The organism is Pseudomonas sp. AC070 (genome assembly GCF_979258635.1).
Genome location: NZ_OZ409871.1, coordinates 3,905,310 through 3,920,394 on the forward strand (window position 1 = coordinate 3,905,310; position 15,085 = coordinate 3,920,394).

Annotated in this window: 13 protein-coding genes; 6 read left to right on the top strand and 7 right to left on the bottom strand. The window is 62.4% G+C overall.

Going from position 1 to position 15,085, the window contains the following annotated elements:
* Nucleotides 1-108 precede the first annotated feature (108 nt).
* The 4 genes from ACZZ0Q_RS17535 to ACZZ0Q_RS17550 all read left to right on the top strand — a co-directional run bounded on the left by ACZZ0Q_RS17535 (nucleotide 109) and on the right by ACZZ0Q_RS17550 (nucleotide 5,185).
* A complete protein-coding gene (locus tag ACZZ0Q_RS17535; protein WP_463541403.1) occupies nucleotides 109-1,164 on the top strand; it encodes a putative 2-aminoethylphosphonate ABC transporter ATP-binding protein in 1,056 nt (351 codons plus the stop codon).
* An 83-nt stretch (nucleotides 1,165-1,247) separates the two neighbouring features.
* On the top strand, nucleotides 1,248-2,903 hold the full coding sequence (locus ACZZ0Q_RS17540; protein WP_463541402.1) for a putative 2-aminoethylphosphonate ABC transporter permease subunit: 1,656 nt from the start codon (nucleotides 1,248-1,250) through the stop codon (nucleotides 2,901-2,903).
* Nucleotides 2,904-2,942: 39 nt separating this feature from the next.
* Nucleotides 2,943-3,962, top strand: a complete 1,020-nt coding sequence (locus tag ACZZ0Q_RS17545) for a putative 2-aminoethylphosphonate ABC transporter substrate-binding protein (protein WP_463541401.1) — start codon at nucleotides 2,943-2,945, stop codon at nucleotides 3,960-3,962.
* Between the two features lie 71 nt (nucleotides 3,963-4,033).
* A complete protein-coding gene (locus ACZZ0Q_RS17550; protein ID WP_463541400.1) occupies nucleotides 4,034-5,185 on the top strand; it encodes a TIGR03364 family FAD-dependent oxidoreductase in 1,152 nt (383 codons plus the stop codon).
* Between the two features lie 6 nt (nucleotides 5,186-5,191).
* Here ACZZ0Q_RS17550 and ACZZ0Q_RS17555 read toward each other — a convergent pair whose 3' ends face one another.
* From ACZZ0Q_RS17555 to ACZZ0Q_RS17570, 4 genes are all read right to left on the bottom strand, one after another.
* Complete coding sequence (locus tag ACZZ0Q_RS17555; protein WP_463541399.1) at nucleotides 5,192-6,184, bottom strand: alpha/beta fold hydrolase; 993 nt, start codon at nucleotides 6,182-6,184, stop codon at nucleotides 5,192-5,194.
* A gap of 92 nt (nucleotides 6,185-6,276) precedes the next feature.
* Nucleotides 6,277-6,828 (bottom strand): DUF3237 domain-containing protein, encoded by a 552-nt coding sequence (locus tag ACZZ0Q_RS17560; protein WP_463541398.1) that lies wholly within the window; start codon nucleotides 6,826-6,828, stop codon nucleotides 6,277-6,279.
* A gap of 5 nt (nucleotides 6,829-6,833) precedes the next feature.
* Nucleotides 6,834-8,699, bottom strand: a complete 1,866-nt coding sequence (locus ACZZ0Q_RS17565; protein ID WP_463541397.1) for a CocE/NonD family hydrolase — start codon at nucleotides 8,697-8,699, stop codon at nucleotides 6,834-6,836.
* 19 nt (nucleotides 8,700-8,718) lie between these two features.
* A complete protein-coding gene (locus ACZZ0Q_RS17570; protein ID WP_463541396.1) occupies nucleotides 8,719-9,447 on the bottom strand; it encodes a TorF family putative porin in 729 nt (242 codons plus the stop codon).
* 343 nt (nucleotides 9,448-9,790) lie between these two features.
* On the opposite strand from ACZZ0Q_RS17570, the gene ACZZ0Q_RS17575 reads away from it, so the two are divergent.
* Nucleotides 9,791-11,131 carry a pyridoxal phosphate-dependent decarboxylase family protein gene (locus ACZZ0Q_RS17575; protein WP_463541395.1) on the top strand — a complete coding sequence of 447 codons (1,341 nt, stop codon included), beginning with the start codon at nucleotides 9,791-9,793 and terminating at the stop codon, nucleotides 11,129-11,131.
* 4 nt (nucleotides 11,132-11,135) lie between these two features.
* On the opposite strand, the gene ACZZ0Q_RS17580 is transcribed toward ACZZ0Q_RS17575, so the two are convergent.
* Entirely contained in the window at nucleotides 11,136-12,092 is a 957-nt protein-coding gene (locus ACZZ0Q_RS17580; RefSeq protein ID WP_463541394.1) for an AraC family transcriptional regulator ligand-binding domain-containing protein, read from the bottom strand.
* A 75-nt stretch (nucleotides 12,093-12,167) separates the two neighbouring features.
* On the opposite strand from ACZZ0Q_RS17580, the gene ACZZ0Q_RS17585 reads away from it, so the two are divergent.
* Complete coding sequence (locus ACZZ0Q_RS17585) at nucleotides 12,168-13,022, top strand: sterol desaturase family protein (RefSeq protein ID WP_463541393.1); 855 nt, start codon at nucleotides 12,168-12,170, stop codon at nucleotides 13,020-13,022.
* A gap of 39 nt (nucleotides 13,023-13,061) precedes the next feature.
* Here the strand turns inward: ACZZ0Q_RS17585 and phnX are convergent, their stop codons facing one another.
* On the bottom strand, nucleotides 13,062-13,889 hold the full coding sequence (gene phnX, locus ACZZ0Q_RS17590) for a phosphonoacetaldehyde hydrolase (protein WP_463541392.1): 828 nt from the start codon (nucleotides 13,887-13,889) through the stop codon (nucleotides 13,062-13,064).
* Nucleotides 13,890-13,920: 31 nt separating this feature from the next.
* Nucleotides 13,921-15,015 carry an iron-containing alcohol dehydrogenase PsrA gene (gene psrA / locus ACZZ0Q_RS17595; RefSeq protein WP_463541391.1) on the bottom strand — a complete coding sequence of 365 codons (1,095 nt, stop codon included), beginning with the start codon at nucleotides 15,013-15,015 and terminating at the stop codon, nucleotides 13,921-13,923.
* Nucleotides 15,016-15,085: the final 70 nt, after the last annotated feature.

Consider the following 15,085-nt stretch of genomic DNA (forward strand, 5'->3'; position numbering starts at 1 on the left):
CACAAGAATACCGATACCTCTATCGGTAACTTTTGCCTCCCTGCCATAAAGCCTTCGCATGCCCTCTCTAGCATGAGCCTGGTCTAGCCCAATGCTTCGAGGTTTCCAATGTCCATGCCCCACGCCGTGAGCATGAAAATACGCACCATCCATAAAGGCTTCGGCGCATTCAAAGCGCTGGATGGCATTTCCCTGGATATCGCCGCTGGCGAACTGGTGTGTCTGCTCGGCCCGTCCGGTTGTGGCAAAACCACGTTGCTGCGCTGCATTGCCGGCCTTGAGAAGCAGGACAGCGGCACCATTGTGATCGGCTCGCGTGATGTCTCTGACCTGCCGCCACAAGCCCGCGACTACGGCATTCTGTTTCAGTCCTACGCGCTATTTCCCAACCTCACCGTCGAACAAAACATCGGCTACGGCCTGAACGGCAACAGCCGCGCCACCATCAAGGCGCGGGTTACGGAAATGTTGGAACTGGTCGGTCTTACCGGCAGTGAAAAGAAGTACCCCGGCCAGCTCTCCGGCGGCCAGCAGCAACGCGTTGCCCTGGCACGCGCCTTGGCACCGGCGCCTTCGTTGTTGCTGCTCGATGAGCCCATGTCGGCATTGGACGCGCGAGTGCGTGAACACCTCTGCGGCGAGTTGCGCGAGCTGCAAAAACGCCTCGGCATCACCACGCTGATGGTCACCCACAATCAGGACGAAGCCATGCTCATGGCCGACCGTATCGCGGTGATCAACCACGGTCGCGTCGAGCAGTACGCAAGCGCCCAAGACATTTATCGCAACCCCGCCACGCCGTTCGTGGCCGAGTTTGTTGGCCAGGGCAACTGGCTGCCCTTCGAGCGCAGTCTGGACGGCCATGCCCAGGTCGGCGGCCTTCACCTGCGCCTGCCCGTTCGCTTGCCCGGTGATTCTCGCGGTCGGTTGTTCTGCCGGCCCGAGTCGGTGGTCGTCAACCCGCCGGTGCACGAAGACAACCTGTTCAGCGCGCACCTGCACGAGCTGACCTTTCTGGGCAATCGTTGTCGCCTGCGTTTTGAGCTCGATGCCCTGCCCGGCCACTCGTTGCTGGCCGAAGTGGAGCCCGACGCCATGCCCCGCCTCACTGGCGCAGACATGTGGGTAGCGCTCCCGCCGCGCAGCTTGCAGGTGTTTGTGTGATGGAGGCCGGCACACCCGTTTCGGCTCATGGTCAATCGCGGCTAAAGCCGCTCCTGCGGGGCGTGCTAGGCAGCAATGGTTTTATGGCTGACCGCCTGTTTATCAAAGGTGGTCAATGGTTGCTGTTGGCGCTGTTGCTGCTCACCGTGGTGTTTCCACTGGCCGCCATGCTGTGGCGTGGCATTGCCGGTGATGCCAGCCAGGGCGGTGGCATGCCGGCGGCCATGGCGTTATTGAGCAGCACCAACTTCCGTTGGTTGCTGGGCAACAGCTTGAAAGTCTCGCTCACCGTGGCGCTCATCGTGGTGCCGCTGGCGTACGCGTTCGCCTACGCCTTGCAGCGCACCTGCATTCGCGCCAAGCCGGTGTGGCGCGGTGTTTCGCTGCTGCCTTTGCTGGCGCCATCGATGCTGCCCGGCATTGCGCTGATCTACTTGTTCGGCAACCAAGGCGTGTTGCGTGGGCTGTTGAGCGACAACATTTATGGCTTCTGGGGCATCGTCATTGGCCAGGCCATTTACACCTTTCCCCACGCGCTGATGGTGTTGCTATCGGCCTTGGCGCTGGCCGACGCTCGCCTGTTCGACGCGGCCTCAAGCATGGGCGCCTCGCCGTGGCGGGCGTTTCGCAGCATTACCTGGTCGGGCAGCCGCCAAGGCGTATTCGCCGCGCTGTGCCTGGTGTTCACCTTGTGCATCACCGATTTCGGCGTGCCCGTGGTGGTAGGCGGCGACTATCAGGTGTTGGCGCTGGAGGCTTACAAGGCGGTCGTCGGCCAGCAGCAATTTGGACGCGGCGCGCTGATTGGCATGGTCTTGCTGCTGCCGGCGCTGTTGAGCTTTGCCGTTGATCTGTGGCTGCGCCGTCGTCAGCGCGACGCCATGGGCGGCCGGGCCCAGGTGTATCACCCACGGCCATCGCGCGGTCGCGACCTGGCGTTTCTCTGCGTCACGGTACTTATTTGCCTGGCCTTGCTCGGTGTATTCGGCATGGCCATTTATTCCTCGCTGGTGAAGTTTTGGCCGTACAACCTGTCGCTGTCGCTGGACCACTACGCCTTCTCCGAACTGCCCGGCGGCTGGCTGGCGTATCGCAACAGTCTGGTGCTGGCGGTGTGCAGCGCGCTGTTTGGCAGCCTGGTGATTTTCACCGGCGCGTACCTCATTGAAAAAACCCGGCAAACCGCGCTTACCCAATTGCTGCGTTTGCTCAGCTTTGTGCCCATGGCCGTGCCAGGCTTGGTGTTTGGCTTGGGCTACGTGTTTTTCTTCAACCACCCGCTCAACCCGTTAAGCGGCCTGTACGGCACCCTGACCCTGCTGGTGCTGTGCACCATTGCGCACTTTTTCACCACGGCGCAGATGACCGCTGCGGCTGCGCTGCGCCAACTCGACGGCGAATACGAAGCCGCCGCGCTGTCGCTGAAAGTGCCCCTGCTGCGTCATTTTTTCCGCGTGACGCTGCCCATCTGCTTGCCCGCCTTGCTTGACATCATTCGCTACCTGTTCGTGTCAGCGATGACCACCGTGTCGGCCGCCATTTTCCTTTACAGCCCCGACAGCGTGCTCGCCGCCGTGGCCGTATTGAACATGGACGACGCCGGCAACGTCGGCGGTGCGGCGGCCATGTCCACGCTAATTCTGCTCACCTCGGCCGGCGTATCGCTGCTGCTGGCCGGTGCTTCCCGTGGCCTGTTGCGCCGCTCCCAGGCCTGGCGTCAGCCGACGCCGGGCCTTTGAACAACCCCGTACAACCAACGCCAACCCAAGGAGCTTCACATGTTCAAACGCACCGCACTGGCCGCCGGCCTGCTCGCTGCCTGTGCATTTCACGCTCAAGCCAACACCGAGCTGACCGTGTACACCGCGCTCGAAGTGGAACAACTCAAGGCCTACAAAGAGGCCTTCGAAAAGCAGAACCCGGACATTGAAATCAAATGGGTGCGTGATTCCACCGGCATCGTCACCGCCAAACTACTGGCCGAGAAAGAGCGCCCGCAAGCCGACGCCGTATGGGGCCTGGCCGGCTCCAGCCTGGCGATTCTGAAACAGCAAGGCATGCTTGAAGCCTACGCACCGGCCAACCTCGACAAAATCGGCAGCAACTACCGCGACGCCGCCAACCCGCCGTCGTGGGTGGGCATGGACGTGTGGGCCGCTACCATTTGCTTCAACACCGTGGAAGCCGAAAAGCAGGGCCTGCCCAAGCCGACCAAATGGGAAGACCTGACCAACCCGGTCTACAAAGACAAAATCGTCATGCCCAACCCGGCCTCCTCCGGCACCGGCTACCTTGACGTCAGCGCCTGGCTGCAAACCTTCGGCGAAGCGCAGGGCTGGGCCTACATGGACAAACTGCACGCCAACATCGGCCAGTACACCCACTCCGGTTCCAAGCCGTGCAAGCTCGCCGCCGCCGGCGAATTCCCGATTGGCATCTCCTTCGAATACCCGGCCGTGCAGCTCAAGCGCAAAGGCGCGCCGCTGGACATCGTGCTGCCTAAAGAGGGTCTGGGCTGGGAAATTGAAGCCACCGGCATCATCAAAGGCACCGCCCACCTGGCGGCTGCCAAAAAGCTCGCCGACTTTTCCGCCAGCCGCGAAGCGATGGACTTGTACAAGGTCAACTTCGCTGTCCTGGCCCAGCCGGGCATTGCCGAACGCTTCCAGGAGTTACCGGCCGATTACGAGCAGCGCCTGATTAAAAACGACTTCAACTGGGCCTCGGAAAACCGCGACAAAGTGCTGGCCGAGTGGCGCAAACGCTACGACGGCAAATCCGAACCGCTGCCTCAATAACCTGCCGTTACCCCCGACCTGTAGGCGCGAGCTTGCTCACGCCTACAGGTCGGTGAAATACAGGAGTCAACATGTCTGAACACGACTGCGATCTGATGATCGTCGGCGCCGGCATTCTCGGCCTCGCCCACGCCTGGGCAGGCGCCAAACGCGGCCTCAAGGTCAAGGTATTCGAACGCAGCCATACGCCGTTGGGCGCATCGATCCGCAACTTCGGCCAGGCGCTGGTGAGCGGTCAGCCGCCAGGCATCATGCTCAATCTGGCGCGACAGTCGCGCGGGCTGTGGGCAGAGTTGGGCCAGGCGGCCGGGCTGACGCTGCACCAGCAAGGCTCGTTGTGGTTTGCCCGCACCGAAGCCGAAGAAGCATTGCTGGACGCGTTCGTAAACGGGCGCGGTGAAGAACTGGGTTATCGCACCGAATTGCTACGCGGCGAGGCGCTGAACGCGCTGTATGACGGCAGCTTTAGTCATCACCGTGCGGCCTTGCATGGGCTCGATGATCAACAGCTTTATTCGCGTGAAGCGCTGCCGCAAATCGTCGATTACCTGCACCGTGAACTGGGCGTGACGTTCCACTTCTCAACGTTGGTGCGCAACGTTCAATCCGGCCACGCCGACACCACGGCCGGCCGTTTTACTGCGCGGCATATTCTGGTGTGCGCAGGCCACGACTACCAAACCCTGTTGGCCGAACACCTGGCGCGCCTGCAACCCAAGGTGTGCCGTTTGCAAATGCTCCGGGCGCGCCCGGCGAAACCCTTGGCGCTCAAACACGCGGTACTTACCGGGCTTAGTTGCGCTCATTACGGCGCGTTTTCAGACTTGCCTGAAGCCGATGCCATTCGCGCGCAAATCCGCCGCGAACAACCCGAACTGGAAACCCTGGGCATCCACCTGCTGATCAGCCCGACGCCTTACGGCGAGTTGATTATTGGCGACTCCCACGACTACGGCAGCGACGCCTCGCCGTTCAACGCCGAGGGCACCGATCGCATCATGCTCGAGTTGGCTGAACACACACTGGGCATGGGCGTTGAGGTGGTGGAACGCTGGCAAGGGGTATACGGCGCGCGCGGGCCCGGCCCCTTCAGCATTACCCGCGCGGCCGACGGCGTTACAGCGGTGCTGATGCACACCGGCGTGGGCATGAGCGTGGGGCTGGGCTTGGGCGAACGCACCCTCGCCGCCGTGCTGGGCGAAGGGGCGTGGCCAACGGCGTAGCGGTTTTTACAGCTTCAGCTGCTCGACCAGTTTCTGATTGAAGCCCACCGGGTCTTCCATTTGTGGCGCGTGGCCTTGGCCTGGGAACTCCACCAGCTTCGCGCCTGGAATCATCGCGGTTACTTGCTTACCCAGCACGCTGTAAAGGCCGAGCTTGGCTTTCAGTTCCGGGCTGGCGATGTCGCTGCCGATGGCGGTGGTGTCGGCATCACCAATCATCAGCACGGTCGGCACCTTTAGGTTGGGGAATTCGTAGAACACCGGCTGGGTGAAAATCATGTCGTAGATCAGCGCCGAGTTCCACGCCACGCGCTGTTTGCCCGGGCCGTTGCTCAGGCCCGCGAGCATGTCCACCCAACGGTCGTACTCGGGTTTCCAACGTCCGGCGTAATAGGTGTTTTGCTCGTACTTGCGAATGCCTTCGGCCGACACGTTCAACTCGCGTTCGTACCACTGATCAATGCTGCGCCATGGCACGCCCATGGCTTTCCAGTCCTCCAAACCGATGGGGTTAACCATCACCAATTTGTCCGTCTGTTGCGGATACAAAAGTGCGTAGCGCGTGGCCAACATACCGCCAGTCGAGTGGCCAATGATGCTGGCTTTGTTCACGCCCAGTTTGGTCAGCAGCGCATGAGTGTTGGCGGCCAACTGATGAAAGCTGTACTGATAGTTTTCCGGTTTGGTCGAGGTGCAGAAGCCGACCTGGTCCGGCACCACCACGCGATAACCCGCCGCGCTCAAGGCCTTGATGCTGTCTTGCCAAGTGGCGCCGCAAAAGTTCTTGCCGTGCATTAACACGGCGGTACGGCCGTTGGCTTTGCCGGTGGGCGCGACGTCCATGTAGCCCATGTCCAGCGCCTGGTGTTGCGACTCGAACGTGAAGCGCTGAACCGGGTAGGGGTACTCGAAACCTTCCAGTTGCTGACCGTATTCAGGGGCGGCGCTGGCCATCAGCGGCGCGGCGCACAGCAGCGCCAGGCATGAGCGTTTGAGCATGGGTTTTCCTCCAAAAGCTCAAAGCCTAGCCGCCGCCGGCCGCTCTGGCACAGCCCTTTCAGGAACGAATCTATACAGGATGTTATTAACCTTTAGCCGCCATCGACGCGGTACACGCCGATCAATACCTCGTCCTCGCTGACGTCATCGATGGTGCCGACAAACACGTAATCGCTCAGCCACGAATAGGCACCCGGCTGGGTTTTGAAGCTCGGAGTGGTGCGGCAGTAGTAATCGTTTTCGAGCAATTCCTGCCCCTTGGCCTGCTTGGCCAAACCCTCGGCGTTGGGCCGCCAGATGCCCGGGTTGTGAATGATGATGATCTGCCCGTCATCGGTTTTCAGGCGGTACAGCGCCTCGATAAGGGTCACGCCATCGGCGCGCTCCACTGACATATCGGCGCCGCCCGGCACCACGATGCCCTTCATGCCTTTGCCGACAAACGTGCCGCCGACAATGGGGTAGTTGATGCGATGGCCGTCTGCGTCTTTGCCCATGTCTTCCTCGGGGCCAAGCTTGACGTGAATTTGCATCACCAACTCGTTGGTCACGCGGTTGGCTTTGGGCTCTTTCAGCTCATCAGCCTGAACGCTGGATAAGCCCAGCAGTGAAGCGGCGAGCAATACGGTGCGAACTCTGTTCATGGCGGTTAATCCTCAGCGATGGGTGACTTGAGCGGGTCGGGACGGCATGGCTGCTTGAGCACGCTGTTGCAGGCCGGTTGCGGCACCGGCACCTTCACGCCTTGCAACTCGCCCAGCACCAGCTGCGAGGGGTGCTCGGCGTCATGCAGCAATTTGCTGCGCGCAGCCAGGGCGTAGGTGTCGAAGCCATAGCCGCCGGTGCGGCCCGGTGCGTCGATCCAGATGCGCAACCGTGAACCGGCGCGGAAGGTGTGGGAAAACGGCCGCAACTCCACCCGGCCCAACACCGGCTCATCGGGTTCCAGCGGCATCAGGCTGTCGGGGGTATCGAGCAACCACGGGCGCACGGCAGTGGACTTTTGCGGGTCCAGCGCGCGGGCCGACAAGCGCAGCCAGCCGCGCTGCACATACACTTCCTGGCCGTCGGGCAGCAGTTGCGTGAGCGTCACTTGCACGTCCATGTCCGGGCCCAATGGCGTGGCCAGCCACAGGTCGGCACTGCCTGGGCCGTAGGTCACCAGGTCGCGGTTCAGCGGGGCGCTGGTGTAGGCCAGGCTGCCGTCTTTCCAGCCGTGCTTGAGTTCGCCCCAGGCGTTATCAACCTCGTAGGTGTTTACGTCTGGCCCGGCGACCGGGTAGTTGTATTCATCGGGCTCGCCGCTGGCTTTGCCGCCTTCAACCAGCGTGCGGTTGGCGCCCAGGGCGAAGCTCAGCGGTTTAACAGCCACCGGGAAACGCTCGCGGGTGATGGTCCAGCCAGGCTTGGCCGGCTCGTTGAGGCCATGCAGGTCATTAACGGAGCCGGTACTGGTGGTTTCTTGCCAGATTTCCACGTGCGGCAGTTTGTCGAAGCCGTTATCCAGGCCCTTCACAAAGTGATCGAAAAACGCCTGCAGTTTCTTGCGGTAGTGGGTGGACTCGTACAAGTCATGCGGCCCGTTGCTTTGCACCAACCAAAGCTGCTCGGGCTTCAAGGTTTCCTGGTAATACCCTTCGCGGGCCATCACGGCTTCGTCCTGCCAGGCCTGCATCGACAGCACGGGCACCTGAATCTGCTGGGTGCGGTCGCGAATGCTGCGTTGCGCGGCCCAGGCGTCGCGCAGCGGATGGCGAATGATTTGGTAGGTCAGCGCGTGCTTTTTCACATCCACTTCATTTTGCGCCAGCTGCTTGAGGCAACGCTGGTCCTGCTCTGTTTGTGCGCTGGCTTTTACGGCAGCCCAGCGCTGGCTCAAATACCAATGCCAGCCGGTCACGAATTCCGGTGCCGGCACGCCGCCGGGCGCCCAACTGTCGCTGCGTGCGTCGCCCATGGCCATGCCGGGGGCGATGGCCTTGAGGCCGGCCGGACGCTCGGAGGCGGTCATCAGCTGGGACATGCCCGCCCACGACCAACCAAACATGCCGACATTGCCATTCGACCACCCTTGGCCAGCGGCAAATTCCACGGCCGCGCGACCGTCTTTGCCGTAATCCGGCCCGAGAAAATCGAAGGTGCCTTGCGAGCAGCCGGTGCCCCGCGCTTGCACGCCCATGATGGCGTAGCCCTGTTCGAGCAGCTGCTTGTCGAGGTCGACCGAAAAGGTTTCGTCGTCCGCCAGATAGGCCGAGCCGCCGATGCTGCCGCTGTCGTACCCGCTGTAACGCACCAGCACCGGAAACCTGCCCTCGCCCTTGGGCAGTAACACCGAATAGCGCAGCTCGGTGCCGTCGGGCGCGGCGAGGTAACCGGTAAGGCGTTTGCCCCAGAACGGCTGCCAGGTGCGCGTCGGCGCGCTGCTGACATCCTGCCCTGGCACATCCTGGGCCGCGTGGGCGCCAAGGGAAAATAACAACGCGCAGGCGGCGAGCGTGAAGTGTTTTGGGTTCATCGATTGATACCTGAGAAGGTCAGAAACGTTTCGCCACCTGGGCGACCACCGTGGCCGAGCACACATCGTCGAAGCCGTTTACCGAGGCACATTCGGCTTGCGACAAATCGGTGTCGATGTACGCCACACGCCAGTCAAAACCGAGCAGCGTTTTGCTCAGCCCCACTTCCCAGTCGTAGTAGCTATGGCGTGTGGAACCGTCGCTGGAAATCCACACCTCGTCTTTGGCATCGCTGTAGCCGTAGCGCAGATCCAGCGCGGCTTCGTACGGCAGGTCGACGGTGTAACCGAGCCACATCACGCTGCGGTCATCGTCGTAGGGTTTCACCTCGTTGGTGTACTTGATGCCGAAGGTGGCGCCGTACGCGCCGAAGGTGCCGATCCACTCGCCGTAGTTAAACTCGCTGTCCTTGGGGTAGTCGTACTCGACGTACATCAGGTTGACGTTGAGCTGTTCGCTGAAGTCGTGGGCGAAGCCGACGTAATAGTCGTACTCACGGCGGGTGTCGGTGCCAAAGTCGGCGTTGGAGGAAAACACGCCGGCATACGCGCCGCTGCTATGGGTCAGGGTGACATCCGTCCACAACGCCGGGTCGCCGGCGGTTTGCGAGATGCCGCCGGTGCGGTAGTCGCTCAGTGCGGTGAGCGTCAGGCTCAGGGAGAAATCGTCGTTGAGTTCAACGGCGTGTGCTGGCAGCGCAAGGCAGCAAAGCAGGCCGGCGGCGAGGCCCAAAGGTGTTCGGGTCATGCGGTTCCGCTCCATTTTTATGATTGTTGAATGGCAGAAGTGCAGGTGATTTCAGTTGTTATGTTTGCTATCTAGTTAGCCAACCAAACCCTAACAACGGATGCCATTGTTCAACCTACAACCCCCGTCAATCTATCCACTTTGCGTAAAAGCCAACGCACCGTCACGGTGCAACCAGTTATTATTCATAACTATATTTTCAGCAAACTGTTCTGCAAACAGTGAACGGCGGCGTGAGTACTGCTGCGCTGACGTTGTGGGCCGCTGTACGGCTGCCTCGCAGCGCCGTCGGTGAATACTTCGAGCACCGCGCCAGTGCCGCGCTCCACCGCTTGGAAGATGTATGAACGAAGTCGAACTGCTCGCCGACGCCGATGCGCGCGGCCTGAGTTACACCGCCAGCCTGGCCACGCGCCGGGTGTACCCGGATGCCGAAGCGCTGGCCGGGCTGGCTGCCTTTGACGAGCCGCTGCCGGCGCTCGGCCTGCCTGCCGAGCAAACGTTGCAGCTACTGGATGAACGCGGTACGGCAGCGACCGTGGTGTCCAACGGCCCGCGCTATTTCGGCTTTGTAATTGGTGCGTCATTGCCGGTGGCGGCTGCCGCTGAACGCCTGATGCTGGCCTGGGACCAATGCGCCTCGACCTTCGACAACGCCCCCGTGGCCGCCACGGTGGAAGCCACGGCCGCGCGCTGGGTGCTGGAGGCGCTGGATCTGCCCAAAGACAGCGCCGTGGGGTTCGGCACCAGCGCCACCGCCTGCACGCTCAGTTGCCTGGCCGCTGCACGTCGTTCGCTGTTGGCGCGCCAAGGCTGGGACTTCGACCGCGACGGCCTGATCGGCGCGCCGGAAATCAAAGTGGTGGCCTCTGAGCTCGCGCATATCACCGTGAAAAAAGCCCTGCGCGTGCTGGGCTTTGGCAGCGCGAAAATCATCTACGCGCCGGTTAACGCTCTCGGCCAGGTCGACCCGGAGCGCCTGCCTACGCTGGATGCGCACACCATTGTTTGTCTGCAAGCTGGCGAGGTGAACACCGGTGAGTTCGACCCGTTCGCGCAACTGATTCCCAAGGCACATGCGGCCGGCGCGTGGGTGCATGTCGATGGCGCCTTTGGCTTGTGGGCGCGCGCCTCGGCCTTGGCGCCGCTCACGGCTGGCATCGAACAGGCGGACAGCTGGACCACCGATGCGCACAAATGGCTGAACACCCCGTACGACTGCGCCATGGCCATCTGCCGCGACGCCGACGCGCTCGCCAGTGCGATGAACAGCGACGCCGCCTATTCCAGCGCCAGCGCCGACGCACAGAAAAACCTCACCCTGGAATTTTCCCGTCGGGCCCGCGGCATCCCGGTGTGGGCGGCGCTGCGTAGCCTGGGCAAACAGGGCGTGGCCCAGCAAGTGGAACGCCATTGTCGTCAGGCCCAGCGGGTGGCCGAGGGCTTGCGCGCGGGAGGCTTCGAGGTGCTCAACCGCGTGGTGCTCAATCAGGTGCTGTTTCGTGCCGACAGCGATGCGCAGACCATCGCCACGCGTGAGGCGGTGCAAGCGTCAGGGCAAGCGTGGTTCGGCGGCACCGTGTGGCAAGGCCGCCCGGCGTTGCGCATCAGTGTGTCGTCGTGGCGTACCGGCGATGACGATATCGAGGCGCTGATCAAGCTGGTGGTGCGCCTCAAAGCCTGATGCGCTATTCGCTGCGCCAGCGCTTGCGCGCATGCAGGTAGGCGCTGAGCTCGCTGTAGCCCAGTTGCGCGGCAATGTTGGCGCGGCTCTCGCCTTGCAGTTCGAGGGTTTGCTCAAGGTCGGCGCGCACCAGGTCGAGCAACTGGCGAAAGGTCATGCCTTCGTCGTCCAGGCGTCTGCGTAACGTGCGCGGGCTTTGGTGCAGCAAGTCAGCCTGGCTGTCGAGGCTCGGCGTTTGGCCCCGAGCAAAGCTGTGGCGAATGCTCTGCGCCACCTTCCCCGCCCAACCGCTGAGCTGTTGCTGGCGCGCCAGGCAGCGATCCAGCTCCGCACACAACACGGCGAGCATGCCGGGATGCCGGTTGCGCATCGGTAGCGCCAGGCTGGCGGCACTGAAGTACACGCGGTTATGGCCGCAGTCGAAGCTCACGTGTTCGCCAAACCAGGCCGCATATTCTGCGTGATAGGCCGGGCGCGGGTGCGCCAATTGCACTCGCGTCGGCAGCACGCGTTGCCCCGCGCCTTCACTGCATACCGTCAGCGCCATGACGAAATAGTGTTCAACCAGATAACGCGCCAGGTTGGCCGGCGCGTCGATGGTCACCTGCACTCCGATGCCGTTGGCGTCATCCACCGGCGTCAGGCGATCCATGTCCGAGGCCAAGCCGGCGTAGCGCACCCAGTTGTCAGTGGCCTGCGAAACGGTGTCGGCGTACTGCGCCATCAATGCAATCACGTGGCGGTCTTGCGAACTGAACAGACTGAACAGGTGCAAGCCAACTGCCGGGTCATGGCGCGCGGCTTCGTCCCATAACTGTTCCAGCGCCAAGGCGCTGTAGTCCGCTTTGGCGGGGCGCTTGCTGTTGAGAAAGCGTTCGAGCACGCCGCCTAACGGGCCACGGTGAAAGCGTTGGCCGGGGGCGTGCGGCGGATTGGCCAGTTCGGTCAGTTTTCTGTCCATTTCGCGCCTGTCGTCAGGTGAAGTCATGGTTTCTCATAGGGTCGCCCTGCCCCTTCCGGGCCAGACGAGATTGCCATGGATATAACAATGACCGCCAATAACCCTATCGCTGTCGTCGCTGCCATCTTCTTTGTGTTTATCGCGCTGGAGCTGGCCTTCGCCTGTTTTCGCCAACCCGCCGGTAGCCGCCGTGATGTGCTGATCGAGTGGATCGGTTCGAGCTTGCTGCTGGGCGTGACCTTTCCGCTGGTGATGTTCTTAAGCGCCACCCTGCTGACCCACACCGCGCCGCAGCTTAAAGACAGCCTGGCCAACCTGCCCTGGTGGGCCGGCTTCGGCTTGTTTTTGCTGTTCGACGACATGACCCAATACTGGTGGCATCGCCTCACCCACCGCGTGCCGTTTCTGTATGCACTGCACCGCGCCCACCATTCGGCGCCGTACATGAGCATTCGCATCGTGTACCGCAACAACAGTTTCTATTACCTGCTGATGCCCGGTTTGTGGTTATCGGGAATGCTCATCTACATGGGCCTGGCGCCGGTGTATTACCCGTACCTGGTGCTGAAGATGCTGGTTATTTTCGGCGCCCACAGCAGCGTGCTTTGGGATGCCAAGCTCTACGAAATAAAAGCGCTGCGCCCGCTAATGTGGCTGGTAGAGCGCACCATTTCCACGCCCTCCACCCACTCGGCCCATCACGGCCTGAACGCCACTGACGGCGTGACCCACTACAAGGGCAACTTTGGCAACTTGCTGTTCCTGTGGGACGTGCTGTTCGGCACCGCCAAGATCACCCGCCGCCGTCCAGAGGCCTACGGCATCGAAGACCTCAATCCGGTGTCGTGGCAGGAAGAACTGTTCTGGCCAGTGGTGCGCAAACCCCAGGCCAGTCCTCAGCAAACGCCCGACAACAAGCTGGCGCAATAAGCCGCCGTCGCCAGCCGTTCGCCGAGAACGTCAACGCGCTTAGCAGCCCTGCGGCGTCTCACCGTTGGCCAAGCGACGGTTGATATCGGCCACCACCTCCGGCAGCTCGGCGATGGTGTCGATGATGTAATGCGGACGGCTCGGCGCGAACAGCTCGCCGATGCGCTGGCGCTGGGCGTCCAGCTCGGCGGCAGGCAAGGCTTGGTACTGCGCATACGTCAGGCCCAGGGCGTTGCCGGAACAGCTGAGCGCCACGGTCCACATACCGGCACTGCGGCCTTCGAGAATGCCCGGCCAGGTGTCGTCCACTTTCACGCACGCGGCCACGTCATTGATGCCCAGGGCGATGACGTTGGCCAACGCCTGCGCCGGGTGCGGGCGGCCGTTGGGCACTTCATCGGTGGCCACCACGTGGTCGGGCACAAAGCCATTTTGGCGCGCCAGCTCCACCACTTTCGCCATCACCACGGCCGGGTAACCGGAGCACGAGCCAATGACCAGGCCCGCTTCGCGCAGGTGGGCGACGGTTTCCAGGGCGCCGGGAATCAAGGCCGAGTGCAGGGCGATTTTCTCGATTTGCAGCGGCATAAAGCGTTCGTAAATGGCCGTCACGTCGTCGTCGGTCGGGCGCTTGCCCAGAGCGCGAACAAACCGCTCGGCAATTGCCGGTTGGTCGCACAGCGTGCGGATGTGGTCCCACTTGCCCATGCCCATGGGGCCGCGCGCTTCCTCCAGCGACACCTGCACACCGAATTCGGCGAAGGCCTCAACGAAGATTTGCGTCGGCGCAAATGAGCCGAAGTCGACCACGGTGCCAGCCCAATCGAGGATCACGGCGGCGAGTTGGCGAGGCGCTTGGTAATGCATGGATTCATCTCCAGTATCGGGGAAACGGGGGTTAGCTCAGCGCAGCCGAGCCGATGAAGTTCTGCCCACGGGCGCCTTTGCTGGCAGCCTCCAGCAGGGTTTTCGCTTGTTCGTCGCTGACGCCGTAATCGGCAAAATCGGTTTTCACCGACAGGCTGTGCAAAAAGCCCCGCAAGCGCGCCTGGGCGCTGGCCAGGTCAGGGCCAAAAATGCGTTGCAAGGTGCGGTCGCGCTCGGCGTCTTGCCCCCAGGCCAAGCCCAGCACCAGCGGCAAAGTGAACGAGCAGGCGATGCCGTGTGGCAATCCGTGCTGCAGGGTCATTTCGTAAGAAATGGAATGGGCCAGCGCGGTCTTGGTGTTGGAAAACGCCATGCCGGCTTTAAGCGCCGCCAACGCCATGCGCGACCGCAGCTCGCAGTTGCCCAGGTCGTTTTGCAGCGGCGGCAGGCAGTCGAGAATGTCTTCAATTGCGGCGATGGCGAAGGTGTCGGAAAGCGGATTGGCGTTGCGATTCCAGATCGCTTCCAACGCATGGGACAGTGCGTCCAAGCCGGTGGAAACCGTCACGCTGGCCGGCACGCTGACCATCAACTGCGGGTCGATCAGCGCCACGCTGGGCCAGGTGCACGCCAGGTGCAGCGAATATTTCTTCTGCTCGGCGGCGTCCCAGATCGTCGCCCATGGCGTGACTTCGCTGCCGGTGCCGGCGGTGGTCGGCACGGCAATCAGGCGTTTACTGCGCGCCGGTTCGAACGGTTGACCGCTGGCCAACAGCGCCAGCAACTCATCAAAGCGCCCTTGCTCGGTGCCGACGATCAGCGCCTTGGCGGTGTCGATGGCGCTGCCACCGCCCACGGCAATCACCGTTTCGCAGTTACCCGCTTGTTGCCAGAAGCGCTCGTACACCTGACGCAGTTGCGCCACGTCCGGATTGGGCTGCACGTCTTCCACCACATACACCAGGCGCTCGCCCAGCAGCGCCTGAATACGGGCCAATACGCCCAGCTGGCGAGCCTCGGGAAAAATCACCAAGGCCACGGTCTGCCCTTCGGTAAGGCCGGCGAGCAGCTCGATACTGCCCCAGCCAAAGCGGGTGTCGACCGGGTTATGGAAGCGCGAAACCATACAAACTCCTGAAGGTGATGAAGTTGGCGGCAAAGCACCGCCCTGCCCGACCTGCGCCGGGCGAAAAAAA